This is a genomic window from Neisseria sp. GT4A_CT1, from assembly GCF_000227275.1.
Taxonomy (GTDB): domain Bacteria; phylum Pseudomonadota; class Gammaproteobacteria; order Burkholderiales; family Neisseriaceae; genus Neisseria.
The window spans coordinates 153,623-179,967 of sequence record NZ_JH164968.1; the positions used below are offsets into that span (position 1 = coordinate 153,623).

Below are 26,345 nucleotides of genomic sequence, written 5' to 3' on the forward strand. Positions count from 1 at the left end.
TGCCGTAGGCGTAGTGCTGGCGGCGCAAAATTACCCCGAAACGCCTAAAAAAGGCGATGTTATTTCCGGTCTGGATGCTGCCAATCAAATCGGCAAAGTTTTCCATGCAGGCACAACGGCAAACGAGAAAGGCGACGTATTGACCAACGGCGGCCGCGTATTGTGTGTCGTAGGATTGGGCGACGATGTGGCTCAAGCCAAAGCCAAGGCGTATAGCGCATTGGAAAAAATCAGCTTCGACGGCATGCAATACCGTAAAGACATTGCCGACAAAGCCATCAACCGTTAATCAAAGAAACAGGTCGTCTGAAAACGTATAGTGGATTAACTTTAAACCAGTACGGCGTTGCCTCGCCTTGCCGTACTATCTGTACTGTCTGCGGCTTCGTCGCCTTGTCCTGATTTAAATTTAATCCACTATAATTGTGTTTCAGACGACCTTCCCTATCATGCTATTCCCCAGAATCTTTTCAGCTTCGACGCTTCGCAAGCTGCAATCCCATCTTAAAAAAGGCGGCTTGGTCGCCTATCCTACCGAATCCTGCTACGGCATAGGCTGTATCCCGACCTTGCCTAAAGCGCTTAACCGACTGATTCATCTGAAAAAAAGACCGCAACATAAAGGTATGATTGTCATTGGCAACGAATTGGAGCAATTACAGCCCCTACTTAAAAGGTCGTCTGAAAACATTCAAACCATGCTCAGAAACGAATGGCCTGCGCCCAAAACCTTTCTGCTTCCTGCGGCTGCTGACGTTTTACCTGCATTGCGCGGAAAAGGACGCAGCAAACTGGCGGTCAGGGTTCCTGCCCATGCAGGTGCGCGCCGCTTGTGTCAGGCTTTGAAAACGCCTTTGGTCTCAACTTCGTGCAACCGCGCAGGCAAACGCGCGTGTAGGACGGAGCGGGAAGTGAGAAGGCAGTTTGGAAGGGATGTATGGGTAGTCGGCGGTTTAATCGGCAAACAAAGGTCGCCGAGTCAGATTATTGATGGAGAAACGGGCGTTCGTTTGCGTTAGAAATTGAATGGATGGGATGATTAGGAATTATGCTTTGAACCGATAAACCGCTCATTTGAGAAAATGTGGATAATCCTGAATATAACTTTCCCAAAAAAACCAAAAAGGTCGTCTGAATCCCCATATTCATGGTTTTCAGACGACCTTTTGATTTGACTATCTTGTGGATAAGTATGTAGATAAGTTGAGTATTAGAGCTTGCTGCCGCATACGGCTTCGAATTGTTTTTCGGTAATCGTGCCGTTCATCACGCTCATCGGGCGGATATTTGTCGCGGTATAGTTGTGTTTAGAAATTTCTTTGCCGTGTTCGTCAAGAAGCTGCAAAGCAGTCAGGCGGTAGGTTTTGTTGGTGCAATGGATTTCCCAGTCGCCGATGGCGGTTTTGTAGGCAGGCGTGTTGACGAAGCGTTCTTCTTTCATCTTCGAGACGGTTTTTCTATCGCGGAAAGTGACCAAAGTACCGTTTTTCTTGATGCTGTTTTTATCAATCGCCACTTTGATATTGCCGTCGGAAATCGTGCCGATGTTGTCCCAGTTGCCGCTGACGCCGCCGCTTGTGGTCGTAGTCGTTTGACAGGCGCTCAGGAGCAGGGCTGCCGATAAAGTCGAAATAAGGGAAAAGTGTTTGATGTTCATAAGTTTCGGGTGCTTAGGATAAATTATTAGACTGCCGTATTATGCGCGAAGACGGCGGGGCAGTAAATCGGCTTTGCAAAGTCTTAAAACCGCCAAAAAATGAAAAGGTCGTCTGAAAACAGGTTTTCTAGCCGATTGACTTCACACCAATATGCCGCCGCCTCGTCTGAGCTTAAAGAGAACGGTTTTCCGTTTCCAAAGCAAAGAGTGAGCCGGTTGCCTACTATCTGTATTGTCGGCGGTTCCGCCATCTTGTCTCAATCACAAATTACCCCACGATACCCAACCAAGCATAATCCGTTTTCAGACGACCTCATGTGGATAACTCAAATATCCCTCATGCAGGCAGTGTCTAAAACCGCTAAAATAACGCTTTTCCCTCCCTACGGAACTATCATGCCCCAGCCTTTCGCCCAACAGATTTTGCACGAAGTATTCGGCTATCCCGAATTTCGCGGCAAGCAGGAGGCTGTCGTCAATACATTGGCAGGCGGCGGAAGTCTGATGGTATTGATGCCGACGGGCGGGGGCAAGTCGTTGTGTTACCAAATTCCCGCGCTGATGCGTGAAGGCGTTGCCATCGTCGTTTCGCCGCTGATTGCCCTGATGAACGACCAAGTGGCGAGCCTGCACGCCGCAGGCATAGAAGCAGCAGCGGTCAACAGCAGTACAACGGTGGAAGAAGCCCGCGAAGTGGTGGACAAACTTGCCCAAGGTCGTCTGAAACTGCTCTACGTCGCACCGGAGCGGCTCGTTACCGACCGTTTCCTGCGTTTTCTCGATCAGCAAACCATCAGCCTTTTCGCCATAGACGAAGCGCATTGCGTCAGCCAATGGGGGCACGATTTCCGCCCCGAATACCAGCAATTAGGGCTGCTTGCCGAACGCTATCCGCAAGTGCCGCGCATTGCCCTGACCGCGACTGCCGATGCGGCGACCCGCGCCGACATCAAACATTTCCTCCATCTCGAAGACGCGCCCGAATTCATCTCCAGCTTTGACCGCCCGAATATCTATTATCAGGTTATCGAAAAAAACAACGGCAAAAAGCAGCTTCTCGACTTCATCCGCAAAGAAATGGAAGGGCAAAGCGGCATCGTCTATTGCCTCAGCCGCAAAAAAGTCGAAGACATCGCCCAATTCCTCTGCGAAAACGGATTGGACGCGATTCCCTACCATGCCGGCTTGAGCATGGAAGTGCGCGAAGCAAACCAACGCCGTTTTACCCGAGAAGACAACATTATCGTCGTCGCCACCGTTGCCTTCGGTATGGGTATAGACAAACCGGACGTGCGCTTCGTCGCCCATCTCGATATGCCCCAAAGCGTCGAACATTTCTACCAAGAATCCGGCCGCGCCGGGCGGGACGGGCTGCCTGCCGTGAGTTGGCTGTGTTACGGTCTGAACGACTGGGTATTGCTGCGCGAGCGCATCGCCGAAGGCAACAGCGACGAAGTGCAGAAACAAATCGAAATGCAGAAGCTCGATGCCATGCTTTCCGTCTGCGAAACCGCCGCCTGCCGCCGCGTCCTCCTGCTCAAACATTTCGGCGAAGAATCCGCCCCTTGCGGCCATTGCGACAACTGCCTGCATCCGCCCGTACGCTTCGACGGCACCGTCCTCGTACAAAAGCTCCTCAGTTGCGTATATCGCGCCGGACAACGCTTTGCTGCCGGCTATATCATCAACCTGCTGCGCGGTAAAAGCGACGACTGGATACGGCGCAACGGCCACGACAAACTCTCCACCTTCGGCATCGGCAGCGGGCAAACCGACAAAGAATGGCGCAGCGTCATCCGCCAATGCATCAGCCTCGGCTACCTCACCGTCAACGTCGCCCAATATCAGGCATTGCAACTGACTGAAGCCGCAAAAAAAGTCCTTAAAGGCGAAACCGAAGTCATGTTGCGTCCATTGCGCCGCGAAAAAGCCGCCACTCAAAAGCCCAAAGACAACTGGCTGCGTACCGAACGCGAAGAACGCCTATGGCAGGCATTGCGGCATTGGCGGCAGCAGCGCGCCCATGCCGAAGAAGTCCCTGCTTACGTCGTCTGCGGCGACAAAACCCTGCGCGACATCGTCGAAAAAATGCCACAAACACTTGAAGATTTGCACCAAATCTACGGTTTGGGTGAGGCGAAAATCAACAAATTCGGCATCGACATCCTCAATGTCTGCGGGAACGCAGCCGAAAACCAAAGCGGACAAACGGGCAACGAAGAACCCCTATTCACCCCCCAAACCGAGCGCGAACAGCAATTACAGCAAAAGCTTGAAACTTGGCGTGCCGAGCAGGCAGCCGCCAAACAATGCGCCTTGGGCAAAGTCCTTTCCAACATCAGCCTGACCGACCTTGTCGTCTTCACGCCCGCCGAAGAAGCCGACTTGCTCGGTATCTACGGCATAGGCAGCGAAAGAATTGCCCAATACGGGCAGGTAATACTCGACATCTGCCGCCCCTACGCAGACGGGCTTTCCGAGCCGAAACAGGCAGAACGCCAGCTCGCCCGCCACCTGTTCCAATGGTGTCTCGATACCGCCCGATATGAAGGCGGAGAGATGCACGCCGTCGCTAAAAAACAGACTTTACGCGCCATCGCCAAAGCCCGGCCGCAAACTTTGACGGCGCTTTCTAAAATAGACGGCGTGAGCGGGGAATGGTTGGAGCAATACGGCGAAGAAATCGTAGAAATCTGCACGGCGGATTGACCGTTAAAAAGACACAGAAAAAGGTCGTCTGAAAACCCTGTATAAAGGTTTTCAGACGACCTTCTAAATATAGTGGATTAACTTTAAATCAGTACGGCGTTGTCTCGCCTTAGCTCAAAGAGAACGATTCTCTAAGGTGCTGAAGCACCAAGTGAATCGGTTCCGTACTATCTGTACTGTCTGCGGCTTCGTCGCCTTGTCCTGATTTAAATTTAATCCACTATATATTAATATCGTTATAAAACAATAACAAACAAAATTTTTTCAATTCGCTTGTAAGCATTTTCAGACTGCCGCGTCTAATCGGGCATGAAATGATTTTATGAAACGGTTATCATGAAAACGAATATCACAGCCACGTGGCAATCGGCTTTAGGTTTATTGGCTTTGCGCCTGTTTGCCGCTTACGAATTTTGGGAATCGGGCATGCAGAAATGGAGCGGCGAAAACTGGTTTGCCGAAATCAACGACCAATTCCCCTTTCCGTTTTATCTGCTGCCCGACAGCATGAATTGGAACTTGGCGATGTGGGCAGAGCTGGTTTTTCCGGTTTTGCTGCTTTTAGGATTGGCGACCCGCCTGTCCGCCTTAGGATTGATCATTGTAACGGCGGTGGCGTGGGCGGCAGTCCATGCGGGTGCGGGTTATAATGTCTGCGACAACGGCTATAAAATGGCTTTGATTTATATCGTGGTTTTAATCCCAATTCTGCTGCAAGGCGCGGGCTGTTTATCGCTGGATGCGCTGTTGAAAAAACGGTTTTGCCCGAAATGCCGCGTCGGAAATCAATGAAAAAGGTCGGGGAGCGGACTTTAAACGCGCCAACTCAAATTCTTAATCTGTTTAACTTGATACTTTAAAAAGGAAATCAATATGAAAAAAAATGTAGCCGCTGCCCTTGCAGGTGCTTTGTCTTTGTCTTTGGCTGCCGGCGTTGTTGCCGCTGATAAACCGGTAAGCAGCAAAGCAGGCGTTCAAAAATCTGCCCAAGGCTCTTGCGGTGCGGCTAAAGCTGCTGAAGGTTCATGCGGTGCCGCTGCTCCTAAAGCAGGCGAAGGCAAATGTGGCGAGGGTAAATGCGGTTCAACCGTGAAAAAAGCCCCCGCTAAAAACGCCAAAGCAGCAAAAGCCAAAGCTAAAGCAGTTGAAGGCAAATGCGGCGAAGGTAAATGCGGTTCTAAATAATTTAGAACAAAAAGCCGCATTTTATTGATAAATGCGGCTTTTTATCTGATTTTGACAGCAATTTCGCACCAAAACTGTCGGAATACCATCCAAAACGGAGCAACATCATGATTCAACACGCAGGCTTAGGCTACCGCCGCGACTTGGCGGAAGACTTCCTCTCGCTTTCAGACGACAGTCCGATACGCTTTATCGAAGCCGCACCCGAAAACTGGCTGAAAATGGGCGGCAGGGCGCGCAAACAGTTTGACCGCGTGGCGGAACGGCTGCCGTTGGCGTTGCACGGATTATCCATGTCGCTGGGCGGACAAGCCCCGCTGGATACCGCCTTGATAGACGGCATCAAAGAAATGATGCGCCGTTACGATTGCACGTTTTTCTCCGACCATTTGAGCTACTGCCACGACGGCGGCCATCTCTACGACCTGTTGCCGCTGCCCTTCACTGAAGAAATGGTGCGGCATACCGCGCGGCGTATCCGCGAAGTGCAAGACCGATTGGGCTGCCGCATCGCCGTAGAAAACACCTCCTACTACCTGCATTCCCCGCTTGCCGAAATGAACGAAGTCGAGTTCCTCAACGCCGTTGCACGCGAAGCCGACTGCGGCATTCATCTCGATGTGAACAATATCTATGTCAACGCAGTCAATCACGGACTGTTGTCGCCAGAGGCCTTTTTAGAAAACGTCGACGCAGAGCGCGTGTGTTACATCCACATCGCCGGACACGATGTCGAAACGCCAGAATTATTGATTGATACTCACGGCGCGGCGGTTTTACCGACCGTTTGGGACTTGCTCGAACTCGCCTATACCAAGCTGCCGACCATCCCGCCCACCCTTTTGGAACGCGATTTCAATTTCCCGCCTTTTGCCGAACTCGAAGCCGAAGTCGCCAAAATCGCCGAATATCAAACGCGCGCCGGAAAGGAATACCGCCGTGCAGCCTGAAACCTCCGCCCAATATCAACAACGCTTTGCCCAAGCCATACGCGAAGGCGAAGCCGCCGACGGACTGCCGCAAGACCGCTTGAACGTCTATATCCGCCTGATACGCAACAATATCCACAGCTTCATCGACCGCTGTTATACCGAAACGCCGCAATATCTCGACAGCGGAGAATGGGGTCGTCTGAAAGAAGACTTCATCCGAGACGCGCGCGCCCAAACCCCCTATTTCCAAGAAATCGCCGGCGAATTCCTCCAATACTGCCAAAGCCTGCCACTTTCAGACGACCTCTTGGCACTGATGGACTTCGAACACACCCAACTGCTCGCCGAAGTCGTCCAAACCAACAGCCAAGCCTCGCCCGCCGATTCAGACGATTTGGCGTACACCCTTTCTCCCGCTGCCTTCGTGCGCTGCTACCACTACGACGTTACCGACGAATTGCAGGCGGTGGAAACCGCTGTTTTGGTGTGGCGCAACAGCGAAGACGACGTGATGTACCAAACCCTCGACGATTTCGACGCATTATTGCTGGAAACGCTGGCAGACACGCCCGCCTCCCTGAACGGACTGCAAGCCATGCTGGCAGAGTTCATGTCGTCTGAAAGCGGCTGGCAGGACGCATTAAGGCAAAAATGGACGGATTGGCTGGAACAAGGTATTTTGGTTGTTGCATCAGCCGAGGTCGTCTGAAATGGTCGAATTGACGTAGTGAGCAGGAAATTTCTATAAAGGCACTATCGCAGCCCCCTCTTTCCGAAAGAAAAGGTAAAGATGGGGAAGAAATCGAAATATCGGCGGCCTTTACTGTTTTCAGACGACCTTTTTTATATTGGGGGTAAAGACCCGCTAAAAGGCTTGGCAGGTCGTCTGAAAACGCGTAACCGGTTACTGAGAAACAAAAAAGCTACGTCAATCATTTATGTATTTGATGACACGAATGCTCAGTATCAGCGTAAAATTAGAAGTTCACAGCCATAATTCATTCAATGCTGATACATTATGTCCCTACCCGAATTGACTGACACCGAGCTTGCCGAATCCCGCAAGCTGCTCCTGCGTTTCGCCCGTATCCAGTTGCCCGACCGCCCCGATTTGGCGGAAGACCTTGTGCAGGAAACCATGCTTTCCGCCTACCGCGCTGCCGAAGGTTTCAAAGGAGATGCACAAGTGGGCAGCTGGTTGTTTGCCATTCTGAAAAACAAAATCACCGACTGCCTGCGCCAAATCGGACGGCAGCGCGAAATATTCGCCACGCCTACGGAAGAAATGTTGGACGAAGCCTTTGAAGAACGGTTTGCATCAGACGGGCATTGGACGGCGGACGGCCATCCGCAAACTTGGTCCTCGCCCGAAAAAACGTTGGACAACAAAGAGTTTCGTGAAATCCTGCAAACCTGCCTCTACCAAATGCCCGAAAACACCGCCCGCGTGTTTACCATGAAGGAAATCCTCGGCTTCTCATCCGACGAAATCCGCGAGCAATGCGGCATCAGTATGTCCAACTACCACACCATCATGCACCGCGCCCGCGAAACCCTGCGCCAATGCCTGCAAATCAAATGGTTCGGCAATGCAGGACATGCCGGTTAAACCCGTTAGGAAAACACGATGAACAAATGCCGCAAAACCGCCTACCTGCTCTCCAAAAAACAGGACGAAACCCGCCTGACCGTTCCCGAACGCGTTTTTCTGGGCAGCCACCTGCTGATATGCCCCCATTGCCGAGAATATAAAAAACAACTCGACCTTATTCATAAAGCCATGAAAAAGATGTTTTGAGGCTGGCGGATAAGGTTAAGAAGGTCGTCTGAAACCTGATGTAGGGTTTCAGACGACCTTTTTTGATGAAAAAAGAAAATAGGGATTGATTTGAGCATGAGTTGGGATGAAATGGCGCGCCCATAAAAAAGCCGGCTTTTTAAGCCGGGATTTTGAAATTGGGCAGGATTTGGGCGGATTTAAAGGCATGGCAAACAAGGTTCAAACCGTCCAATAAGCCGGAGGCTATATAGGAATGATTGCGTGGGTGTCAACATTTTCTGCCTTTTTTCAGAACAAAACATGACTTATGCCAATATTTGTTACTACAACCCACTACATCGGCGGGAACATGAAAATGATGTGTGTTAGAATTTTTCCAGCTGTTTTATAAAACAGTACCTTAACTAAAAAATTTAAGAAGGATAGAACATGAACAAATTACTAATTGCTGCGATGATGATGGCCGCTTTGTCGGCTTGTTCCCAAGAAGCCAAACAGGAAACTAAGGAGGCGGCTTCTGCCGTAGCTTCCGAGGTTAAAGACGCTGCGGCTTCTGCTACCGATGCTGCTGCATCTTCCGCTCAAGCAGCGGCGAGCAAAGTAGAAGATACTGCCGCCAAAGCCGCATCAGAAGTAAAAGAAGCTCCTGCCTCTGAAACCAAACCGGCAGAAAAAACAGAAGCTGCGCCTGCCGACGAGAAAAAAGATGCCTCGTCCGCCAAAGTGGACGGCAAAGCCGTTTTCGAAGCCAACTGTAAAATGTGCCACGGCGGTACCATCCCGGGCGCTCCGGTCGTCGGTAAAAATGATGATTGGGCTCCGCGCATCAAACAAGGCAAAGAAACCCTGCATAAACATGCACTCGAAGGCTTCAACACCATGCCGGCAAAAGGCGGCAACACCAGCCTGAGCGATGACGAAGTCAAAGCGGCGGTTGACTATATGGCAAACCAATCCGGCGCCAAATTCTAAGCTGTACAAATCAAAACGCACCTTGCAATAAGGTGCGTTTTTTATGGGAAAACAGCCAAGCGTCGAGACGGTTCGGATTTGCTTTGATGGGAAACGGTATAAGATTAAGCTGAAATCAATGCGGTGTTGCTTCGCCTTGTCTTGATTCAAGCTTACTTGAACCACTACACAGGAAGTTGAGGGAAGCTTGTCTGAAACATCATCCTGTTTACAGACGACCTGATCTTTGATTAACGATGGTGCGGTCTGAATGTTAGAACTAAGGCAGAAAGGCAATAAAAAAGCTGAGTTTTTCAACTCAGCTTTTTAAATTTGGTGGGTCGTGAGCGATTCGAACGCTCGACCAACGGATTAAAAGTCCGCTGCTCTACCGACTGAGCTAACGACCCGATAAGCTGTGAATTTTATAGAAACAGATGAGCAGTGTCAATGTTTTTCTGTATTTTTTCGGAACAAAATAGAACTTAAAGCACTGTTTATCGTCATATAGAAGAGATTATTAACATGATATGTGTTACAATTTTTCGGGCTGTTTATATAAAACAGCATTTTAACCAAAATCTTAACCAAAAATTCAAGAAGGATAGGACATGAAAAAATTACTGATTGCCGCAATGATGGCGGCTGCTTTGGCGGCTTGTTCCCAAGAGACCAAGCAAGAAACTAAGGAAGCGGCACAAGCCGTTGCGTCCGATGTTAAAAATACCGCAGCTTCTGCCGCTGATTCTGCTGCCTCTGCCGCTCAAGAAGCGAAAGATAAAGTCAAAGACGCTGCGGCTGATGCAAAAGAAACTGCCGATAAAGCCATGACTGAAACTAAAGAAGCTGCCGACAAAGCAGCTACCGATGTAAAAGAAGCGGCAGATAAAGCCGTTACCGAAACTAAAGAAGCGGCCGGTAAAGCCAAAGAAGCGGCTACCGATGCAGCCAAAGATTCTTTGAACAAAGCTGCTGATGCGACTCAAGAAGCTGCGGACAAAATGAAAGACGCTGCTAAATAATTTGTCGTGTTGACATAAAAAGGTCGTCTGTAAACCGAAGTCGGTTTTCAGACGACCTTTTGGTTTATATAGTGGATTAACTTTAAACCAGTACGGCGTTGCCTCGCCTTAGCTCAAAGAGAACGATTCTCTAAGGTGCTGAAGCACCAAGTGAATCGGTTCCGTACTATCTGTACTGTCTGCGGCTTCGTCGCCTTGTCCTGATTTAAAGTTAATCCACTATAGAAACCTTGTTTACGCCTGCGCTATCGGGCTGTCTTCTTCCTGCCGCTCTTCTTCGTGTTCCGCGCTGTTGAGCAATTTCAGCAGCTTTTCGGTTTTTTCCGAGTCTTCGCTGCGGAGGATTTTGGCGGTTTCGGTTTCGAGCAGGGCGGTGTTGCTGTGCAGGATGATGTTTTTGACGGGGAGCAGGTTGTTGGGGTTCATGGAGAATCGGCGCAGCCCCATGCCCAGCAGCATCCGCGTGTAGGTGGTGTCGCCTGCCATTTCGCCGCATATGGAGACGCTTTTTTCCATGCGGTTGGCGGTGCGGATGATGTGCTGGATGGTTTTCAACACGGCGGGGTGGCCTGGCTGGTAGAGGTGGCTGACGCTGTCGTCGCCGCGGTCAACCGACAAGATGTATTGGATCAGGTCGTTGGTGCCGATGGAGATGAAGTCGGTCAGTTTCAGGATGCTGCCGACGGTCATGGCGGCGGACGGGATTTCAATCATGCAGCCGACGCTGACGGTGCCGAAGGTTTCGCCGCGTTCGGTAAGCTGGCGTTGGGCGGTGTCGAGGTGGATCAGGCATTGGCGCACTTCGGATAGGGAGGTAATCATCGGCCACATCATGCGCACGGGGCCGTGGACGGCGGCGCGGAGGATGGCGCGCATTTGGGTGCGGAACATGACCGGTTCGGCGAGGCACAGGCGGATGCCGGTGAGTCCGAGCGCGGGGTTGAGGCTGCCGTTGGGGGTGGAATTTTGACCGAACCAGCGGGGATTTTTGTCCACGCCCAAATCGACGGTGCGGATGGTGATGCTTTTGCCTTTCATTTTTTTCACAATCGCGCTGTACACTTCGTACTGCTCGTCTTCGGTCGGCATGGTGTCGCGGTTGAGATAGAGGAATTCGCTGCGGAAGAGTCCGACGCCGTCTGCGCCGAAGTTGTGCAGGGCTTTGATGTCTTCGGCAGATTCGATGTTGGCGAGCAGCTCGATGTTGATGCCGTCGGCGGTGGTGGCGGCAGTTTTTTTGAGCTTGTTGAGTTCGCGCTTGTGGAGGCGGTATTCGCGGGCGAGGCGGCGGTATTCGTTGAGGACGACTTCGTCCGGATCGATGATGAGGACGCCGTTGATGCCGTCAACGATGACGGTTTCGTTTTCGGTAATGAGCCTGCGGGCGTTGTGCAGCCCGATGACGGAAGGGATGTCAAGGCTGCGGCCTAGGATGGCGGTGTGGCTGGTCGGGCCGCCGACATCGGTAACGAAGGCGGTGATGCGCTGCTCTTTAAAGAGGACGGTGTCGGCGGGTGAGAGGTCGTGGGCAATCAGGATGGTGTCTTCAAACAAGCCTTCGTTGAGGTTTAAGTCGTTGCTTTGTCCGACGAGGTTGTTGTGGATGCGGCGGACGACTTGCAGCATGTCTTGTTTGCGTTCGCGCAGGTAGTCGTCTTCGATGCTGTCGAACTGGGCGGCGAGCTTGTCGCTTTGTTGTTTCAACGCCCATTCGGCGTTGATTTTTTGTTCTTTTAAAATATCGACGGGTTCGCGCGAGAGGGTTACGTCGGTCAGCAGCATGAGGTGCAGCGAAATAAACGCGCCCAATTCGGTCGGCGCATTTTCGGGAATCGCGCTGCGCAGTTGTTCCAACTCTTTGCGCGTGGCTTTGATGGCGGCATCGAAACGGGCGGCTTCGGCGTCGATGAGGTCGTCTGAAACGTCGTATTGCGGCACTTCCGCCGTTCCGCGCGTAATCAGGTGGGCTTGTCCGATGGCGATGCCTTTGCCCGCGGCGACACCGTGCAGCACGATACTCATTATTCGCCCTCGCCGAAGTAGTCGTTGATTAAGTCGGTCAATGCCTTCATAGCGGCGACTTCGTCCAAGCCGTCGGTTTCCAGCTCGATGATTGTGCCTTTGGCGGCGGCGAGCATCATTAAGCCCATGATGCTTTTGCCGTTGACGCGGCTTCCGTTTTTCGTTACCCAGACTTCGCTTTGAAACTGAGACGCGGTTTGGGTGAATTTGCTGGAAGCGCGGGCGTGGAGTCCGAGTTTGTTGATGATTTCGATTTGTTGTTTTTGCATGTTCGGCTTTCGGGTGTGCGGGGTCGTCTGAAAACGTGTCGGTAGGCTTAGACGGCTTCGGCGTGCTGTTTGCACACCAAATCTTCCGGTTCGGCGGTGATGGCGAAAATGCCTTTGACGGCGGCTTCCCTGACCGTTTCAGTAAAGGCGGCTAGGTCTTCCGCCATGGGCGAGTATTGGGTCGCTTTAATCATCATCGGCGCGTTCAGTCCGGTCAGGATGGCGGATTTGCCCGCGCGAACCAGCCTGCGGGCGGCATTGCACGGCGTCGCGCCGAAGATGTCGGTCATAATCAATACGCCGTGGTTTTCAGGAAACTCTTGCAGCGCGGCGATGGCGTTGTTGATGATGTCATTTTGGTCTTCGTCAGGCTCTACGCCGAGGATGCGGATGTTTTCCGGCATGCCCGTCGGAAAGAAATGATGGGTCAGGCTGCGGTAGGCTTCGCCTACTGCCTCGTGGGTAATGATTAAAAGGTTGATCATGATGTGTTCCCTGATGATTTTATTCGGCCGGTGTGGGCGAAAGTATCGTCCGTTCACCCGCCACATAGCGCGATATGGTGGCACAAAGGTCGTCTGAAAAGGTTTTCAGACGACCTTTTTTAATCTTGTCTCAGCCTTGGTTAAGCGCGTAAATCTCGCCCAAATTGCGCCAGCAGCCCGCCGCATCCATACCGTAGCCGAAGACGTAGCGGTTGGGAACATCCAGCCCGACATAATCCGCCTTGGTTGGTTTTTCCTTGTCGATCAACTTGTTGGCAAACACAGCCGCACGGCAGCTTGCCGCCTCCATTTCCAAGAGCTTGGACTGAATCGCCGACATCGTGTGCCCCTCGTCCAAAATATCGTCCAACACAACCACATGACGGCCCCGAATCTGCTCCGGGTCGGGCATCCGTTTCCAGTTGAACGCGCCGCCCGCCAGCTTGTCGCCGTAACGGGAAACATGAACATAATCAAAGTCCAACGGAAAGCGCAACAGCGGCAGCAACTGCCCCGTAAACACCACCGCCCCGCCCATCACAGGCAGCAGGAGCGGATATTTGTCCCCCAAGTCGCGCGTAATCTCGTCCGCCACTTTTTGCAGCGCGGCACGGCATTGGTCTTGGTCGAACAAAAGCTCGGCATTATCAAGCATAGCTTGGGTTTCAAGGCGTTTGGTTTCTAAATCGATCATGGTAAACGGGGAAATCAGTTGGCAAAAAGGAAATTATAAACCCAAATCGGGCTGAGGTCGTCTGAAAACAGAGAAGCGGGTTTTGCCATCGCTTTCAATACACCGGCCTAGCTATCAGTTGCAGTAGCAGTAGGTCGGATTCTCGAATCCGACGGCTTTTGAGATGGCGGGTTTTTGTCTACGGCTGGCTCGGCATTGCCGCGCAAACCAACCTACTTATTCGGCGGATTAATCGGCAGCGTCGAGCGGGAGACTTTGACGTCGGGGCATTTTTGCTTCATTTGATAGCGGAACACCTCCGCCTTGCGTTGATTGCCGGTTTTTTCGTAATTCGTACCCAAAATCACCTCGTCCGCCAGATTCCGTATATCGGCATAAGGGATATAGACGGATTGGGTCGTCTCACAATGTTCGATTTCTTCCGAATCGATTGGTTTGATGACCAACAGGCGGAACTCTTCTTCGTCGCGGAAAGCAAAGTCTTTAAACAGATAGCGGATGTATTCCAAGGCTTCTTTATCGTCGTCGCTGACGGTGGATGTATTGAAAAACCTGATAAGCTCTTCCAGTGCTTCTTTTAATTTTCCCAAGCGAAACTGATGCCAGTCTTCATTGCCGACGGGTTTCAGGCGGATACCGAATCGACTGATATTTGCATCTAATATAAATCGAATGGATGAGCCCAACTTTTCTTGTGCTAAATTTTGATGAAGGTTGAAAGCCTTATTGGGTGCAGAAAGCCATATCCCGCATTTCTTTTCCGCAATATATTCATCTTTGTAAGCGACATAAGCGACTTGATAAAGTGGCAGTTTTTCATATTCATTAACTTTTGGCAGGTCGTCTGAATTCTGCCCAGACATTTCGGATAGACTGCGAAATGGGACAGAAACATCCGCTTCCCTCAGCCAATCCCCGTTTTTATTGAACACCAGGCAGCAGCCCGAAGCCTCCACGCCGTCTTCTTTCCCATACAGGCGAAACTGGTTCAAATCGTTGACGCGGCTGGAGAAACAGGTAAAAAAGGCATTGTGGGACGCGCCATCCGCTTTGTTTTCCAACTCCAAATCCTGCTGGTTCAGCAAGTCCAACAATGCCTTGCCTTCGGATGGGTCGTTCATATAAGTAGAACTGCCGAGCCGCATCGGACTGGCGGTTTCGTTGCCGCCGATGCCGAATAATATATGACATACATGGGGCGAAGTGTAATGCGCCATCGGGGTAAAGCCCAACTCTATCGGCGTAATATGGAGAACCGCCAATACGGTTGCAACGGCGTCTTGCGATTGTGAAGTTTCCTCTTTGAAAAGCGATTCCTGTATTTCTTGTTTTTTCTTTTCGAAATAGGAATTCCAGTCTTCATTGAGGTAATCAATCTCCCTTAAACCTAGACGGATTATTTTTTCCCATACCTTTTTTTCTTTTTCATCACTTAATTGTGGTAATTGTTCGTAGGCGGCTAAAAAATTTTCGCTAGCCTGTTTAACAAATATTTCCGCTTCGGATGTGCTTTTACTTCTCTTAATCTGTTCAATATAACAACCTCCAAGCCCAGATTGGGCATAGATTTGTTGTTGAATACGATCTTGTTTATCCGTCAGTTGCTTGGTAAGTTTTAACAATTCTCGAAGGTGTTCAACAGCTTTTTCAAACAGTTTATTTGCTTTATCCGTATCTTTGGTTTTTTGAGCCTGTTCTAAATAACAAGTGCCAAGCTCATATTGTGCAAGGATTTGATACTGAATCTTGGCTTGTTTATCTTCCAGCTGTTCGGTAAGCTCCAATTCCTTCTTAAAATCTTCAACAGCCTGCCCGAACCGTTTGTCTGCTTTATTCGTATCTTTAGTTTTTTTGGCCTGTTCGAAATAACAGCTGCCAAGCCGAAATTGGGCAACAATTTGCTTATGAATCTTGTCCTGTCCATCTTTTAGCTGTTTGGTAAGCTCCAACCGTTTCCTAGAATATTCAACGGCATGTCCGAATAGTTTGTCTGCTTTGTCCGTATCTTTGGTTTTTTGGGCATGTTTCAAATAACAAAAGCTAAGCCGAAATTGGGCAATAATTTGCTCCTCAATCTTGTTCTGTTCATCTTCCAGCTGTTTGGTAAGCTGCAATAATTCCTGAAAATGCCAAACGGCCTGTTCGAATAGTCCGTCTGCTTTATCCGTATCTTTGGCATTTATGGCTTGTTCCAAATAACAACCGCCAAGCCGATTTTGAATCTTAATTTGCTCTGGAATTTGAGTATTTTTATCCGTAATCCCGTCCCAAGCCTGATGAAGTATTTCAATCGCTTCAGCGTATTTTTTCTCATTAAATAATTGGACTGCTGCACTAATCAAATCATTAACATCCATCATTTATCCCTCTATCAAACCAATCCATTAAAAATCAATCAGGCGGAAATTGTACATGATAATAATCAATTAACTTACTCCGATACGTTGTTTACCGCTGCCGTCATTCCCGCGCAGGCGGGAATCCAGGATGCGGAATTGAGGAAACCTTTTTGCCCGATAAGTTTCCGTACGGATAGGACTGGATTCCCGCCTGCGCGGGAATGACGGGGCTAAAGGGAATGACGAGGCTAAATAAGCTGCTGTATCAAAGGTTAAATTATCCGCGATATACCAAAGTTCCCTCTTCCTGCCCCCAAAGCAGAAAACCGTTTCAGTATCCCTCAAACTTGTGAAAAGGTCGTCTGAAAACCCAAAAATCCGGTTTTCAGACGACCTTTCGACCATCGGCTCTTACCTGTCCGTCCTGACCCGCACAAACGTCGCAAATTTCGGCGTGCCCTTTTGTGTGAAGCCGCGGTAGCGGTATGTGATGACCGCACCGATTTTGGGCGGGTTGTCGCGGTCTTTGTCTTTGAAGCCGCTGCCGATGCGGAATTCGCCGTGTTGGTTTTTGCAGCCGACCGCGCCCAGCCGTCCGGCGTTGCGCCCTTTGCCTTCATAATGCCGCGTTACCGTGCATTCGTCGTCGTATTGGCTTTTCAGCTTCAATAATTGGCTGCTTCTGCCGCCGCTGTAACGCGATTCGGGTTGGCGCAGCATCACGCCTTCGCCGCCTTGCGCTTCGATTTGTTTTAAAAAGTCCATCGCGTGCTGCCGGTCGCGGACTTTGGTTTGCGGGATGATGGTAATCGGAGCGTTCGGATGCGTTTTCAGCCATTGCGTCGCGACTGCGAGGCGTTGGTAGAGGTTACCCTGCGCTTTGGGGACGTCAAAAACGTGCAGGCGGATGCCGCGCCAATCGCCGGAAGACGAGCGCACGGCGGCGGAAATCTGTTCAAACTGTCCGCGTCCGCTATACAGCTCGCCGTCAAGCGGATAGGGCGGGAACTGCGCGGTAAAACCTTTGGGCGGGGTAAACGCGTAGCCCTGCCTGCTGACCAGTTGCCGCCCGTCCCAATACGCGCGCACGCCGTCGAGCTTTTCGCTCATCGCCCAGCCTGTAATGTCTTGGTCTTTGTATTCCTGCGCCAGCATCAAATCCGCGCCGAGCGCCGTTTGGATGAAAAAAGCGGCAAAAATCGGTATCATGCCCTGCATTGAAGTTCTCATAAACGTTCCAGTAATGTGAGTGATTATTTCAAATATAATAATGATACCGCATAAACAGACCGAAGGTCGTCTGAAAATATCCGCCCCGTCCAACCACTACCCAAGGAATTCCGCCTCATGGCACTTCAAGCCGAAATCATTGCCGTTACCCCTTTCCGCCAAAACTGTACCCTCTTGTGGGATGACGAAACCCGCGAAGCCGTCCTGACCGATGTCGGCGGCGACGTTCCCTACCTGCTGCAAGAGCTGGACGCGAAAAATCTCACCCTGACCGCCATTTGGCTGACCCACGGACACCTCGACCATGCCGGCGGCGTGGTGGAATTGCGGGAACACCGCCCCGTCCCCGTCATCGGCCCTCATGCAGACGACAATTTCCTGCTGCAAGCCCTGCCCGAAACGACCGCCCAATACGGCTTTCCCGTTTCCCCCGCGTTCGAGCCGACCCGCTGGCTGACCGAAGGCGAAACGCTCAAGGTCGGCAGCCACGCCTTCCAAGTCCTGCACATCCCCGGCCACACGCCCGGCCACGTCGTTTTCTACTGCGCCGAAGCGGGGCTGCTCATCGCGGGCGACGTATTGTTTTACGAAACCATAGGCAGAACCGACTTCCCGCGCGGCAACCACGCCGACCTCATCCATAATATCCGCACCAAACTGTTCGTCCTGCCCGAAGACACCCGCGTCATCGCCGGACACGGCAGAATGACCGACATCGGGCATGAAAAACGGCACAATCCGTTTTTTTAAATCCTGAAAGCGAAAGGTCGTCTGAAACACGGATAAGCGTTTCAGACGACCTTTTTATAGAAAATGAGTAAAATGCAATGGAATACACTTCAAAGGAAATTCGTAATATGAAAACCGCGCATGAAACATTAGCTGAGTTCATTCAAAAAATGAAAGATTATGAATTGTATTGGGGAGGGCTTACTCAAAAAAGTTTGGATGAAGGTACTTTTTTTGAAATTGATGAAGATGAAAACAGCAAAAAAAGATCTGATGAAATCAAAAAAATACACCAACAATTTTTATCTAAAAAAGCTTTATCTTTAAAGCAAGCTAGACAAGAAGCCCCTGATTTTGGAATGCCACCGGAATATAACCAAACCATTACAGCCGAAAGGAAAATCAGTGATAAAAAATATGAAATAGATGTGTTGAGTGAAAGAGGGGAAAAGAAAACCTATACGCTGGTTTTGGAAGGCGGGGAATGGAAAATCGATCAAATGGGTTTTATGTATTACGATAAATGGAAGAAGTCCCGCCAATTGTTTTGAAGAAACGATAATTTGTCATCGGTTGGCTTAAGAATCAATACCTTGATAAAGTTGGTTGAAGGGCTGATTCTCAGAAAATTTGTTTTCTTAAAAAGGTCGTCTGAAAAGTCCAAAATCTTTTTATAGGGAATGAGTAAAATGTAATGGAATACACTTCAAAGGAAATTCGTCATATGAAAACCGCGCATGAAACATTAGCTGAGTTCATTCAGCTAATGAAAAATTTTGAACTGTATTGGGGAGAAATTCTTCAAAATTATATGGATAAGGATAATTTTGGAGAGTTCTATTCAGAAGAAAATAAAGTTAAGCTTTCAGAGGGAATTAAAAGCATACAACATAAATTTTTATCAAAAAGGGCGCTGTCATTGAAACAGTCTCGACTGGAAGCGTTAACTTTTCGAATGCCTCCAGAATATAACCAAACCATTACAGCCGAACGGAAAATCAGCGATAAAAAATACGAAATAGATGTGTTGGAAGATGGAGAGGAAAAGAAAACCTATACGCTGGTTTTGGAAGGCGGGGAATGGAAAATCGATCAGATGGGTTTTATGTATTACGATAAATGGAAGAAGTCCCGCCAATTGTTTTGAAGAAACGATAATTTGTCATCGGTTGGCTTAAGAATCAATACCTTGATAAAGTTGGTTGAAGGGCTGATTCCCGGAAAATTTGTTTTCTTAAAAAGGTCGTCTGAAAAGTCCAAAATCTTTTTCAGACGACCTTTGACGACTTTGACCGCGCTCAAACCTGCTGCGCTCCGCCCATGCTGCCTGATTTAAAATAATTTGTTTAAAAATAAAAGGATAGGTTTGAATTTTGCCTGAGGTCGTCTGAAAACCTGCGCTTTGCAAACCTGTGGTTTAGGATTAGTATAACTATACCAATTTATCCCAAATCCATTTCAAATCATTCACTTCGGAGAGATTCCATGAGCTACACGGCCCCTGTAAACGAATTGCGTTTCGGCATCCGCGTGCACGGCAGGTTGGACGAAATCCTGCAACTGCCCCATGCGGAAGGTTTGGATGCGGAAACGGTGGATGCGGTGCTAGACGAAGCGGCGCGGTTTGCCTCGGAACAATGGGCGGACACCAACCGCACCGGTGACCTGCACGGCGCGGGTTTTTCAGACGACCTGATCACCACCCATCCGGATTTGGCGCGTGCCTACCGTGATTTCTGCGAAGCGGGCTGGACGGGTTTGCGCGCGCCGGCGGAGTTTGGCGGGCAGGGGCTGCCGGCGGTCGTGTCGGCGGCGTGTGAAGAGATGTGGTGCGCCGCCAACCTCGCCCTGTCATTGATGCCGATGCTGACGCTGGGTGCGGTGGACGCGCTGTTCAAACACGGCAGCGAGGAGCAGAAACAGACCTACCTGCCGAAAATGTGCAGCGGCGAATGGGCGGGAACGATGAATTTGAGCGAGCCGCAGGCGGGTTCGGATTTGAACCACATCGCCACCCGCGCCGTGCCGAAAGAAAACGGTGCGTATGCTCTCAGCGGTCAGAAAATCTTCATCACTTGGGGCGATCAGGAAATGACGGAAAACATCGTCCATCTGGTGCTGGCGCGCCTGCCCGATGCCGCGCCGGGTGTGCAGGGCGTGTCGATGTTTATCGTGCCGAAATATTTGGTGAACGCGGACGGCAGCTTGGGCGTACGCAACGGCGTGCGCGCCATCGGTATCGAACACAAGCTCGGCATACACGCCAGCCCGACCTGTACGATGGAGTTCGACAACGCCGAAGGCTATCTGGTCGGCAGGGCGGGCAAGGGTTTGGCGTATATGTTTACCATGATGAAGACCGCGCGGCTGAACGTCGGCATCGAAGGCCACGCCGTCGCCGAACGCGCCTACCAAAACGCGCTCGCCTATGCCAAAGAACGCGTACAGGGACGCGACGAGGCGGACGGTTCAGACGACGTAGCGATTATCCGCCATCCCGACGTGCACCGTATGTTGTTGATACAAAAGGCAACGCTCGCTGCCCAACGCGCCCTCTATCTGCGCGCCGCCGCCCTGACCGATTTTGCCGCCGCCTGCCCCGACAACGTATTGCGCAAAGAAGCCGAGCGCGAACTGGATTTCCTGATTCCCATCGTCAAAGCCTGGCCGACCGATAACGGCGTCGTCCTGACCAACCTCGCCGTCCAGATTTACGGCGGCGCGGGTTATGTCGAAGAAAGCGGCGTGGCGCAATACCTGCGCGACGTGCGGATTACGCCGATTTATGAAGGCACCAACGGCATACAGGCCGCCGATTTGGCAGGGCGCAAAACCACCGGCAAAAACGGTGCGCTGCCTTTGAAGCTGCTCGCCGAAGGCAAAGAGCTGGCGGACAAACTCGCCGCCGCCGAACCCGCCGCCGCGCAGCAACTGGCGCAAGCCATTGAAACGGCGGAACAAAGCATCACCCGCATGGTCGGATACGCTGACCGTCCCGCCCTCGCCGCCGCCGCGTCCAACGCCTACCTGCAACAAATGGGACTGACGCTCGGCGCCATCGGACTCGCCCGCGCCTACCTTGCCGCCGAAGCCGCCCGAACGGAAGACGCCGACAGCTTCGGCAGCAGTTTCTACGCCGCGCAGCAACACAACGCCCGCGTCTATTGCGCCCACGTCCTGCCGCAGGTTTACGCCTGCGCCGCGCAGATTGAAAACGTGCAGGCATTGCTGGACGTGCCGTTAGAGCTTTATTGACAGATACGGGTTTGAAAAGAGGTCGTCTGAAATCGGATTTTGGGTTTCAGACGACCTTCTTTTGTCAGCGTTAGCGTGGATTGAAGCAGAACGCCTGAGTCGAATTGAGCCATCTGTCCGATCGGGCATTGGACGGAAATGGAAAGGAAACAGGATTGCCGCCACGTAAAAAGGTCGTCTGAAAACGTTTTAACGCCATTCGTCAGACGTTTTCAGACGATCTTTTATAGTGGATTAACTTTAAACCAGTACGGCGTTGCCTCGCCTTAGCTCAAAGAGAACGATTCTCTAAGGTGCTGAAACACCAAGTGAATCGGTTCCGTACTATCTGTACTGTCTGCGGCTTCGTCGCCTTGTCCTGATTTAAATTTACTCCACTATATTTATTCCGCCAAACCGTTCAGCCTTTCGGATAAAACCGCACCACGTTTTCCCCCTCGGGCAGCGTCAGTTTCTTCACGGCATGGCCGTACACGGTTTCGAGCGTGACGGTCAGACCGCCTTCGGTTTCGAAAATCTTATCCACAAACGCTTCAGCCGCTTGGGCGTCGCTGAATTTCAAGACGTGCCACAAGCCCAGGGTTTCCATGTCCTGCCAGAACGTCGCCGCCTTGCGGTAGCTCAATTCGAGCTTGGCGGTATCGGTAACGGGGTCGTAGAAACCGTTGTCGGCAAGTATGTCGCCGAGGTCGTGCATATCGATGAGGGTTGGCGTTTCACACGCTATCCCCGCGCTTTTCAGACGACCTGTCAGCTCGGTCAGGCTGTCGCGGCCAAAATGGGTGAAGAATAATAAACCGTCTGTTTTCAAGGCGTTTGCCCAATTTTTCAGGACGGGCAGGATTTCGTCCGCGCGGGGCAGGCTGAGGTTCGCCCACAACATATCGGCACAGGCTTCGGGCAGCGGGGCGGTCAGGGCTTGGCAGTGTTGCGGGACGGTTTTGCCGGTGAGCTTTTGCCAAAAACCGCTTTTACGCGCGGCTGCGGCGGTTTGGAGGAAGTCGGCGCGCGGGTCGTATTCTTCGAATACCGCATTCGGATAGCGCGCGGCAAGCAGGCTGCGGCTGATGTCCGCGTCCGCACCGACCAGCAGGACGCGTTTGGGCGCGTTGCGGACGATTTGCAGCCGCTCGTCGGTGTCTTGGGCGAGATGGCGGTGGATTTGCCAGCGTTTGTCTTGGGGGTTCATGTTTCAGACGACCTTTTTCTTCTTTTTTGAAGGGTGGGTTTGCGTACCGCCATTTAGGGTGTACAAGAATGGCGGTATGGATTTCTTTTAATTTCAATCGACTATGTTAAAAAACAGCAACTGCCGCACTCGGTTATCTGCTTCTTCTTTTGTCCGGCGGAAGAGGATGGCTCTATTTTATTCCGTACATCTTAGCCCCCCATCCTAACCTTCCCCCGCCGGACGGGGGAAGGGATAAGGCTGGCGTTGCGGTAACGAGGCATCGTTCCCGCCGACGGATTTCACACTCTGAAGCCTCGTCATTCTTTAAGTTTTGGATTTACGCCTGAACGGCAACAGCGGCACAAGGTTTTCAGACGACCTTTTCGACAAAGCCGCGGTAACGCTCGGCAAATTCGTCGGCGTGGCTTAAAAACGGGGCGTGTGCCGCTTTTTCCATCAATACCAATTCGCTGTCCGCCAGATGGCGGTTGAGGTATTCGCCCATGCGCGGCGGGGTGATGGCGTCTTTTTGTCCGAACACCAAAAGCGACGGGGCTTGGATGCTTGAAAGCAGGGGGCGGGCATCGGCTTGGTTGACGGCATCCAACGCGGCTTGCAGGGCGGGCGGTGCGCCGTGGCGGGAGAGGTCGGGCAGGATGTTGCCGATGATTTCGGCGGCGTTTGGTGTGTGCAGCAACTGTAATTGTAGAAACTGTTTGATATGTTTGGCATAATCCTGCCGGAACGCGCCGACCATCTTGCCTAAAGCAGGATTGGACAGTCCTTCGGGGTAGTCCGCGTCGGCGGTCAGGCGGGCGAAACTTGCGGTCAGGCAGAGCGAGCGGACTTTGTCGGGACGGCGTGCGGCAAGATGGAGCGCGACCAAGCCGCCGAGCGACCAGCCGAGGATGTGGGCGGGCGTGTCGATTTCTTTGGCGAAGGCTTCGGCAATCGCAGCGATGTTGAAGTTTTCGGCAAAGGGCGCGTCGCCGTGTCCGGGCAGGTCGAGCGCGCGGATGTCCCAATCGGCGGGTAGGCGCGGAATGAGGTCGTCGAAGACGTGGCGGTTCGCTGCCCAGCCGTGTATCAGATAAACTTTTTTGGCGGAGTGCGGCATGGCTGTTTTCTCTATGAATGTGTTTTCTTGGTGGCGCAATACGGGATGGTGGCACAAAAGCCGTTGCGTATTATGCCACGCCTTGGTTTCAGCGTGCGAAACCCGGCCGTATGGCGGTTTTTGCGACGGTTGCGCGGCGGACTTGGAAGAGTTTTTTACGGACGCGGCAAACAGTTGCCTCTTGTGTTTCCGCACTATACAGGGCGGGGCGGTGTGCGGCGGCTGTCAGAAGAAGCCGCCGGCATTTGAGCGGATGTGGGCTTCGCTGTATTATGAGCCGCCCGTCAGCAGTATGATACGCGCGTTGAAGCATTTGGCAGACCTCGGCATGAGCCGTCCGCTGGCGGAACTGATGCGCCGCCATGCGCCCGACTGGCTGGAAACGGAGCATTTCGATTTTGTGCTGCCCGTGCCGTTGAGCAAAGAAAGGCGACTGCACCGCGGCTTCAACCAAAGCGAGGAATTGGCGGATATTCTGTCCGAACATTACGGCTGGACGCTGCTGCCGCGGCAGACGGTTTTCAGACGACATCGCGAGCCGCAAAGCACGCTGAAAAGCGCAGACAGGGTGCGCAATATAAAAAATGCTTTTGAAATCAATGGTCATATCCCGAAAAACTGTAATATTTTGTTAATCGACGATGTATTCACCACCGGCTCGACGCTGGACGAATTGGCGCGGACGCTGAAAAAATCAGGCGCAGGCAAGATTTTTTGCTGGAGTTTGGCGCGTCCGCCAATGAAAAAATAGCTAAAGTTTTTGACACCTGCGGAACATTTCGGCATTATGCCCCTCTATAAGTGATTGATTTATATGTTTACCATAGTTTTGTACCAACCCGAAATCCCGCCCAATACGGGCAATATCATCCGATTGTGCGCCAACACCGGAGCCGATTTGCATCTGGTTAAGCCGCTCGGTTTTCCGCTGGATTCGGCAAAAATGAAGCGCGCAGGTTTGGATTATCACGAGTTTGCAAAACTGACGGTACACGAGAATTTCGAAGATTGTCTCAAAGCCCTGGAAGGACGCCGCATTTTCGCGCTGACCACCAAAGGCAAAACCCGTCCTGACGAAGTTTCCTTTGTTGAGGGCGATGTCTTTTTGTTCGGCCCGGAGACACGCGGCCTGCCCGCCGAAATCCTCGACACCCTGCCCCAAGGGCAAAAGCTGCGCCTGCCCATGAAGCCCGGCAGCAGGAGCATGAATCTTTCCAACACCGTCGCCGTGATTCTGTTTGAAGCATGGCGGCAAAACGGTTACGCAGGCGGTGTATAACATCCGCTGGGGAGTCTCCCTGAGCCGTTTGACAAAAACCAAGACGATACTGTCCGACAACAGCTTGGTTTTTGTCAAACCGCCGATACGTCGTCTGAAACCGCCTGGGAGCCATCCCGCCGCGTTATCAACTCAAGAACGGACTACGTTTTGACTTTATCTAAAACCGCCCTTTTCTCCACCCTGACTGCCGTCGCAATCAGCATCCTTTCCATTCATTCCGCCTCTGCCGACTCCATCGTCCGCGCCGAGAAGCTGCATTCCTCCGCCAACCGCAGCTACAAAGTCGCCGGCAAACGCTACACGCCGATGACCAAAGTATCCTCCTTCGTCCAAACCGGCAACGCCTCATGGTACGGCAACCAGTTCCACGGCCGTAAAACCTCCAGCGGCGAGCGTTACAACATGAACGCCCTGACCGCCGCCCACAAAACCCTCCCCATTCCCAGCTACGCCCGTGTGACCAACACCAAAAACGGTAAAAGCGTCATCGTCCGCGTCAACGACCGCGGTCCTTTCCACGGCAACCGCGTGATCGACGTGTCCAAAGCCGCCGCCCAGCAATTGGGTTTCATCAACCAAGGCACGGCACATGTCAAAGTCGAACAAATCGTACCGGGTCAAAGCACCCAAGTTTATGATGGCAAAGACATTTTCGTCGATTTGAAATCCTTCGGTACCGAACGCGAAGCGCAAGCCTATATGAACCAGGCGGCGAGAAACCTTTCCGCCGGCATGATGAGCCCGAGAGTTTCCATGGAGAAACGCGACTACGAATACGTCGTCAAAATGGGTCCGTTCACCTCGCAAGAGCGTGCCGCCGAAGCCGAAGCCAAAGCACGCGGTCTGATTCAGGCAGCTTCGCTGTCCCTCTAAGCCGCATCCGTGTTTTCAGACGACCTGTTGCAAGACAGGTCGTTTTGTATTGAAGCTAGGTATAAAGCCGTCGTATCCTTGCCTCCTTTCCCTTATATAGTGGATTAAAATTGCAATGATACGGCGTTGCCAACGCCCTTATGTATAGTCAATTAAAATCAAAATAGGACAGTAATGCATCGTCAAATCGGGCGTAATCAGACAATACGGTTCGCAGATACCGCTTAATATTCGCCCACACCTTCTCAATCGGGTTGAGCTCAGGTGAATAAGGTGCAAGAGGCAATACCTTATGTCCCCATTTTTCCGCCATTTCCCGTAAGACACCCATACGGTGAAATCGTGCATTATCTAAAATAATCACCGATTTTTGAGTCAATGCGGGCAGTAGGCATTGCTGAAACCACGCTTCAAAAAAGACTCCGGTCATCGTATTTTGATAAACCATCGGAGCAATCAGCCGGTTGCCGACTTGTGCGGACACCAGAGATAAGCGTCGGTATCTTTTTCCACTTATCTGCGCTTTCACTATTTGCCCTTTCAGGCTGCGGGCATAGGGACGGAACAGGTAGCGATCAAATCCTGTTTCATCCAAATAAACACGTTGGTAGTCGGAAAATTCGGCCAGCTGTGTCAAATAATG

At 51.5% G+C, this 26,345-nt stretch carries 27 protein-coding genes, 1 tRNA gene and 2 pseudogenes; 18 read left to right on the forward strand and 12 right to left on the reverse strand.

The annotated features are described in order from the left end of the window. Positions 1-289, forward strand: a 289-nt coding sequence (locus tag HMPREF1028_RS09465) for a phosphoribosylglycinamide synthetase C domain-containing protein (RefSeq protein WP_009312571.1), incomplete at its 5' end; no start/stop codon positions are given. A gap of 22 nt (positions 290-311) precedes the next feature. Here the strand turns inward: HMPREF1028_RS09465 and HMPREF1028_RS14790 are convergent. Further along, positions 312-422 (reverse strand): annotated as a pseudogene (locus tag HMPREF1028_RS14790) (IS5/IS1182 family transposase); the annotation flags it as partial. 27 nt (positions 423-449) lie between these two features. On the opposite strand from HMPREF1028_RS14790, the gene HMPREF1028_RS09470 reads away from it, so the two are divergent. Beyond that, positions 450-1,019, forward strand: a complete 570-nt coding sequence (locus HMPREF1028_RS09470) for an L-threonylcarbamoyladenylate synthase (protein WP_009312572.1) — start codon at positions 450-452, stop codon at positions 1,017-1,019. A gap of 191 nt (positions 1,020-1,210) precedes the next feature. On the opposite strand, the gene HMPREF1028_RS09475 is transcribed toward HMPREF1028_RS09470, so the two are convergent. Continuing rightward, positions 1,211-1,657, reverse strand: a complete 447-nt coding sequence (locus tag HMPREF1028_RS09475; protein ID WP_003769219.1) for a surface-adhesin E family protein — start codon at positions 1,655-1,657, stop codon at positions 1,211-1,213. Between the two features lie 396 nt (positions 1,658-2,053). Between HMPREF1028_RS09475 and recQ the strand changes: the two genes are divergently transcribed. The 8 genes from recQ (at position 2,054) to HMPREF1028_RS09515 (ending at position 9,235) form a co-directional block, all read left to right on the forward strand. Continuing rightward, a complete protein-coding gene (gene recQ, locus HMPREF1028_RS09480) occupies positions 2,054-4,366 on the forward strand; it encodes a DNA helicase RecQ (RefSeq protein ID WP_036529556.1) in 2,313 nt (770 codons plus the stop codon). A gap of 336 nt (positions 4,367-4,702) precedes the next feature. After that, entirely contained in the window at positions 4,703-5,158 is a 456-nt protein-coding gene (locus tag HMPREF1028_RS09485; RefSeq protein WP_009312574.1) for a DoxX family protein, read from the forward strand. A gap of 81 nt (positions 5,159-5,239) precedes the next feature. Beyond that, the gene (locus HMPREF1028_RS09490) at positions 5,240-5,551 is read left to right on the forward strand and encodes a hypothetical protein (RefSeq protein WP_003755853.1); all 312 of its coding nucleotides are present in this window, start codon (positions 5,240-5,242) and stop codon (positions 5,549-5,551) included. Between the two features lie 107 nt (positions 5,552-5,658). Further along, positions 5,659-6,501: a DUF692 family protein gene (locus HMPREF1028_RS09495; protein WP_009312575.1), complete on the forward strand. Its 843-nt coding sequence runs from the start codon at positions 5,659-5,661 to the stop codon at positions 6,499-6,501. Continuing rightward, entirely contained in the window at positions 6,491-7,192 is a 702-nt protein-coding gene (locus HMPREF1028_RS09500) for a putative DNA-binding domain-containing protein (protein ID WP_009312576.1), read from the forward strand. Before HMPREF1028_RS09495 ends, HMPREF1028_RS09500 begins: the two co-directional genes overlap by 11 nt. Before the next feature lie 309 nt (positions 7,193-7,501). Further along, positions 7,502-8,092: a sigma-70 family RNA polymerase sigma factor gene (locus tag HMPREF1028_RS09510; protein ID WP_009312577.1), complete on the forward strand. Its 591-nt coding sequence runs from the start codon at positions 7,502-7,504 to the stop codon at positions 8,090-8,092. 18 nt (positions 8,093-8,110) lie between these two features. After that, on the forward strand, positions 8,111-8,281 hold the full coding sequence (locus tag HMPREF1028_RS14795) for a hypothetical protein (RefSeq protein ID WP_003755864.1): 171 nt from the start codon (positions 8,111-8,113) through the stop codon (positions 8,279-8,281). Between the two features lie 411 nt (positions 8,282-8,692). Next, positions 8,693-9,235, forward strand: coding sequence for a c-type cytochrome (locus tag HMPREF1028_RS09515; protein WP_009312578.1), 543 nt, complete (start codon positions 8,693-8,695; stop codon positions 9,233-9,235). A gap of 313 nt (positions 9,236-9,548) precedes the next feature. On the opposite strand, the gene HMPREF1028_RS09520 is transcribed toward HMPREF1028_RS09515, so the two are convergent. Continuing rightward, positions 9,549-9,624 (reverse strand) — tRNA-Lys (locus HMPREF1028_RS09520). Positions 9,625-9,825: 201 nt separating this feature from the next. Between HMPREF1028_RS09520 and HMPREF1028_RS09525 the strand changes: the two genes are divergently transcribed. Then, complete coding sequence (locus HMPREF1028_RS09525; RefSeq protein ID WP_003755882.1) at positions 9,826-10,236, forward strand: hypothetical protein; 411 nt, start codon at positions 9,826-9,828, stop codon at positions 10,234-10,236. 234 nt (positions 10,237-10,470) lie between these two features. Here the strand turns inward: HMPREF1028_RS09525 and ptsP are convergent, their stop codons facing one another. The 6 genes from ptsP to HMPREF1028_RS09555 all read right to left on the reverse strand — a co-directional run bounded on the left by ptsP (position 10,471) and on the right by HMPREF1028_RS09555 (position 17,275). After that, the gene (gene ptsP / locus HMPREF1028_RS09530) at positions 10,471-12,258 is read right to left on the reverse strand and encodes a phosphoenolpyruvate--protein phosphotransferase (protein ID WP_009312579.1); all 1,788 of its coding nucleotides are present in this window, start codon (positions 12,256-12,258) and stop codon (positions 10,471-10,473) included. Continuing rightward, positions 12,258-12,527 (reverse strand): HPr family phosphocarrier protein, encoded by a 270-nt coding sequence (locus tag HMPREF1028_RS09535; RefSeq protein WP_003755888.1) that lies wholly within the window; start codon positions 12,525-12,527, stop codon positions 12,258-12,260. The genes ptsP and HMPREF1028_RS09535 overlap by 1 nt, the downstream gene beginning before the upstream one ends. 47 nt (positions 12,528-12,574) lie before the next feature. Further along, positions 12,575-13,012 (reverse strand): PTS sugar transporter subunit IIA, encoded by a 438-nt coding sequence (locus HMPREF1028_RS09540; protein ID WP_003755891.1) that lies wholly within the window; start codon positions 13,010-13,012, stop codon positions 12,575-12,577. 130 nt (positions 13,013-13,142) lie between these two features. Next, positions 13,143-13,706 (reverse strand): hypoxanthine-guanine phosphoribosyltransferase, encoded by a 564-nt coding sequence (locus HMPREF1028_RS09545; RefSeq protein WP_009312580.1) that lies wholly within the window; start codon positions 13,704-13,706, stop codon positions 13,143-13,145. A gap of 212 nt (positions 13,707-13,918) precedes the next feature. After that, positions 13,919-16,066: a tetratricopeptide repeat protein gene (locus tag HMPREF1028_RS09550; RefSeq protein WP_009312581.1), complete on the reverse strand. Its 2,148-nt coding sequence runs from the start codon at positions 16,064-16,066 to the stop codon at positions 13,919-13,921. A gap of 390 nt (positions 16,067-16,456) precedes the next feature. Beyond that, a complete protein-coding gene (locus HMPREF1028_RS09555) occupies positions 16,457-17,275 on the reverse strand; it encodes a DNA ligase (RefSeq protein WP_009312582.1) in 819 nt (272 codons plus the stop codon). A gap of 117 nt (positions 17,276-17,392) precedes the next feature. Between HMPREF1028_RS09555 and HMPREF1028_RS09560 the strand changes: the two genes are divergently transcribed. The 4 genes from HMPREF1028_RS09560 to HMPREF1028_RS09575 all read left to right on the forward strand — a co-directional run bounded on the left by HMPREF1028_RS09560 (position 17,393) and on the right by HMPREF1028_RS09575 (position 21,259). Continuing rightward, entirely contained in the window at positions 17,393-18,025 is a 633-nt protein-coding gene (locus HMPREF1028_RS09560) for an MBL fold metallo-hydrolase (RefSeq protein WP_009312583.1), read from the forward strand. A gap of 107 nt (positions 18,026-18,132) precedes the next feature. Next, a complete protein-coding gene (locus tag HMPREF1028_RS09565) occupies positions 18,133-18,555 on the forward strand; it encodes an NTF2 fold immunity protein (RefSeq protein WP_009312584.1) in 423 nt (140 codons plus the stop codon). A gap of 173 nt (positions 18,556-18,728) precedes the next feature. Next, positions 18,729-19,151, forward strand: a complete 423-nt coding sequence (locus tag HMPREF1028_RS09570) for an NTF2 fold immunity protein (RefSeq protein WP_009312585.1) — start codon at positions 18,729-18,731, stop codon at positions 19,149-19,151. A gap of 338 nt (positions 19,152-19,489) precedes the next feature. Then, positions 19,490-21,259: an acyl-CoA dehydrogenase family protein gene (locus HMPREF1028_RS09575; protein ID WP_009312586.1), complete on the forward strand. Its 1,770-nt coding sequence runs from the start codon at positions 19,490-19,492 to the stop codon at positions 21,257-21,259. Positions 21,260-21,659: 400 nt separating this feature from the next. Here the strand turns inward: HMPREF1028_RS09575 and HMPREF1028_RS09580 are convergent, their stop codons facing one another. Together HMPREF1028_RS09580 and bioH are read right to left on the reverse strand one after the other, a co-directional pair. Beyond that, positions 21,660-22,448: a biotin synthase gene (locus HMPREF1028_RS09580; RefSeq protein ID WP_009312587.1), complete on the reverse strand. Its 789-nt coding sequence runs from the start codon at positions 22,446-22,448 to the stop codon at positions 21,660-21,662. Positions 22,449-22,800: 352 nt separating this feature from the next. Beyond that, a complete protein-coding gene (bioH, locus tag HMPREF1028_RS09585; RefSeq protein ID WP_009312588.1) occupies positions 22,801-23,547 on the reverse strand; it encodes a pimeloyl-ACP methyl ester esterase BioH in 747 nt (248 codons plus the stop codon). On the opposite strand from bioH, the gene HMPREF1028_RS09590 reads away from it, so the two are divergent. The 3 genes from HMPREF1028_RS09590 to HMPREF1028_RS09600 all read left to right on the forward strand — a co-directional run bounded on the left by HMPREF1028_RS09590 (position 23,546) and on the right by HMPREF1028_RS09600 (position 25,702). Then, positions 23,546-24,298, forward strand: a complete 753-nt coding sequence (locus HMPREF1028_RS09590) for a ComF family protein (protein ID WP_094113039.1) — start codon at positions 23,546-23,548, stop codon at positions 24,296-24,298. The genes bioH and HMPREF1028_RS09590 overlap by 2 nt on opposite strands. 63 nt (positions 24,299-24,361) lie before the next feature. Further along, positions 24,362-24,826 (forward strand): tRNA (uridine(34)/cytosine(34)/5-carboxymethylaminomethyluridine(34)-2'-O)-methyltransferase TrmL, encoded by a 465-nt coding sequence (trmL, locus tag HMPREF1028_RS09595; protein ID WP_003779672.1) that lies wholly within the window; start codon positions 24,362-24,364, stop codon positions 24,824-24,826. 150 nt (positions 24,827-24,976) lie between these two features. Further along, positions 24,977-25,702, forward strand: a complete 726-nt coding sequence (locus HMPREF1028_RS09600; RefSeq protein WP_009312590.1) for a septal ring lytic transglycosylase RlpA family protein — start codon at positions 24,977-24,979, stop codon at positions 25,700-25,702. A gap of 148 nt (positions 25,703-25,850) precedes the next feature. Here HMPREF1028_RS09600 and HMPREF1028_RS09605 read toward each other — a convergent pair. Further along, positions 25,851-26,345, reverse strand: a pseudogene (locus HMPREF1028_RS09605) (IS630 family transposase); the annotation flags it as partial.

Excerpts from the sequence above, each read along its gene's own strand:
- HMPREF1028_RS09470 (WP_009312572.1), top strand. The coding sequence starts at position 450 with ATGCTATTCCCCAGAATCTTTTCAGCTTCGACGCTTCGCAAGCTGCAA.
- HMPREF1028_RS09475 (WP_003769219.1), bottom strand. The coding sequence starts at position 1,657 with ATGAACATCAAACACTTTTCCCTTATTTCGACTTTATCGGCAGCCCTG.
- recQ (WP_036529556.1), top strand. The coding sequence starts at position 2,054 with ATGCCCCAGCCTTTCGCCCAACAGATTTTGCACGAAGTATTCGGCTAT.
- HMPREF1028_RS09485 (WP_009312574.1), top strand. The coding sequence starts at position 4,703 with ATGAAAACGAATATCACAGCCACGTGGCAATCGGCTTTAGGTTTATTG.
- HMPREF1028_RS09490 (WP_003755853.1), top strand. The coding sequence starts at position 5,240 with ATGAAAAAAAATGTAGCCGCTGCCCTTGCAGGTGCTTTGTCTTTGTCT.
- HMPREF1028_RS09495 (WP_009312575.1), top strand. The coding sequence starts at position 5,659 with ATGATTCAACACGCAGGCTTAGGCTACCGCCGCGACTTGGCGGAAGAC.
- HMPREF1028_RS09510 (WP_009312577.1), top strand. The coding sequence starts at position 7,502 with ATGTCCCTACCCGAATTGACTGACACCGAGCTTGCCGAATCCCGCAAG.
- HMPREF1028_RS14795 (WP_003755864.1), top strand. The coding sequence starts at position 8,111 with ATGAACAAATGCCGCAAAACCGCCTACCTGCTCTCCAAAAAACAGGAC.
- HMPREF1028_RS09515 (WP_009312578.1), top strand. The coding sequence starts at position 8,693 with ATGAACAAATTACTAATTGCTGCGATGATGATGGCCGCTTTGTCGGCT.
- HMPREF1028_RS09525 (WP_003755882.1), top strand. The coding sequence starts at position 9,826 with ATGAAAAAATTACTGATTGCCGCAATGATGGCGGCTGCTTTGGCGGCT.
- ptsP (WP_009312579.1), bottom strand. The coding sequence starts at position 12,258 with ATGAGTATCGTGCTGCACGGTGTCGCCGCGGGCAAAGGCATCGCCATC.
- HMPREF1028_RS09535 (WP_003755888.1), bottom strand. The coding sequence starts at position 12,527 with ATGCAAAAACAACAAATCGAAATCATCAACAAACTCGGACTCCACGCC.
- HMPREF1028_RS09540 (WP_003755891.1), bottom strand. The coding sequence starts at position 13,012 with ATGATCAACCTTTTAATCATTACCCACGAGGCAGTAGGCGAAGCCTAC.
- HMPREF1028_RS09545 (WP_009312580.1), bottom strand. The coding sequence starts at position 13,706 with ATGATCGATTTAGAAACCAAACGCCTTGAAACCCAAGCTATGCTTGAT.
- HMPREF1028_RS09550 (WP_009312581.1), bottom strand. The coding sequence starts at position 16,066 with ATGATGGATGTTAATGATTTGATTAGTGCAGCAGTCCAATTATTTAAT.
- HMPREF1028_RS09555 (WP_009312582.1), bottom strand. The coding sequence starts at position 17,275 with ATGAGAACTTCAATGCAGGGCATGATACCGATTTTTGCCGCTTTTTTC.
- HMPREF1028_RS09560 (WP_009312583.1), top strand. The coding sequence starts at position 17,393 with ATGGCACTTCAAGCCGAAATCATTGCCGTTACCCCTTTCCGCCAAAAC.
- HMPREF1028_RS09565 (WP_009312584.1), top strand. The coding sequence starts at position 18,133 with ATGAAAACCGCGCATGAAACATTAGCTGAGTTCATTCAAAAAATGAAA.
- HMPREF1028_RS09570 (WP_009312585.1), top strand. The coding sequence starts at position 18,729 with ATGAAAACCGCGCATGAAACATTAGCTGAGTTCATTCAGCTAATGAAA.
- HMPREF1028_RS09575 (WP_009312586.1), top strand. The coding sequence starts at position 19,490 with ATGAGCTACACGGCCCCTGTAAACGAATTGCGTTTCGGCATCCGCGTG.
- HMPREF1028_RS09580 (WP_009312587.1), bottom strand. The coding sequence starts at position 22,448 with ATGAACCCCCAAGACAAACGCTGGCAAATCCACCGCCATCTCGCCCAA.
- HMPREF1028_RS09590 (WP_094113039.1), top strand. The coding sequence starts at position 23,546 with ATGGCTGTTTTCTCTATGAATGTGTTTTCTTGGTGGCGCAATACGGGA.
- bioH (WP_009312588.1), bottom strand. The coding sequence starts at position 23,547 with ATGCCGCACTCCGCCAAAAAAGTTTATCTGATACACGGCTGGGCAGCG.
- trmL (WP_003779672.1), top strand. The coding sequence starts at position 24,362 with ATGTTTACCATAGTTTTGTACCAACCCGAAATCCCGCCCAATACGGGC.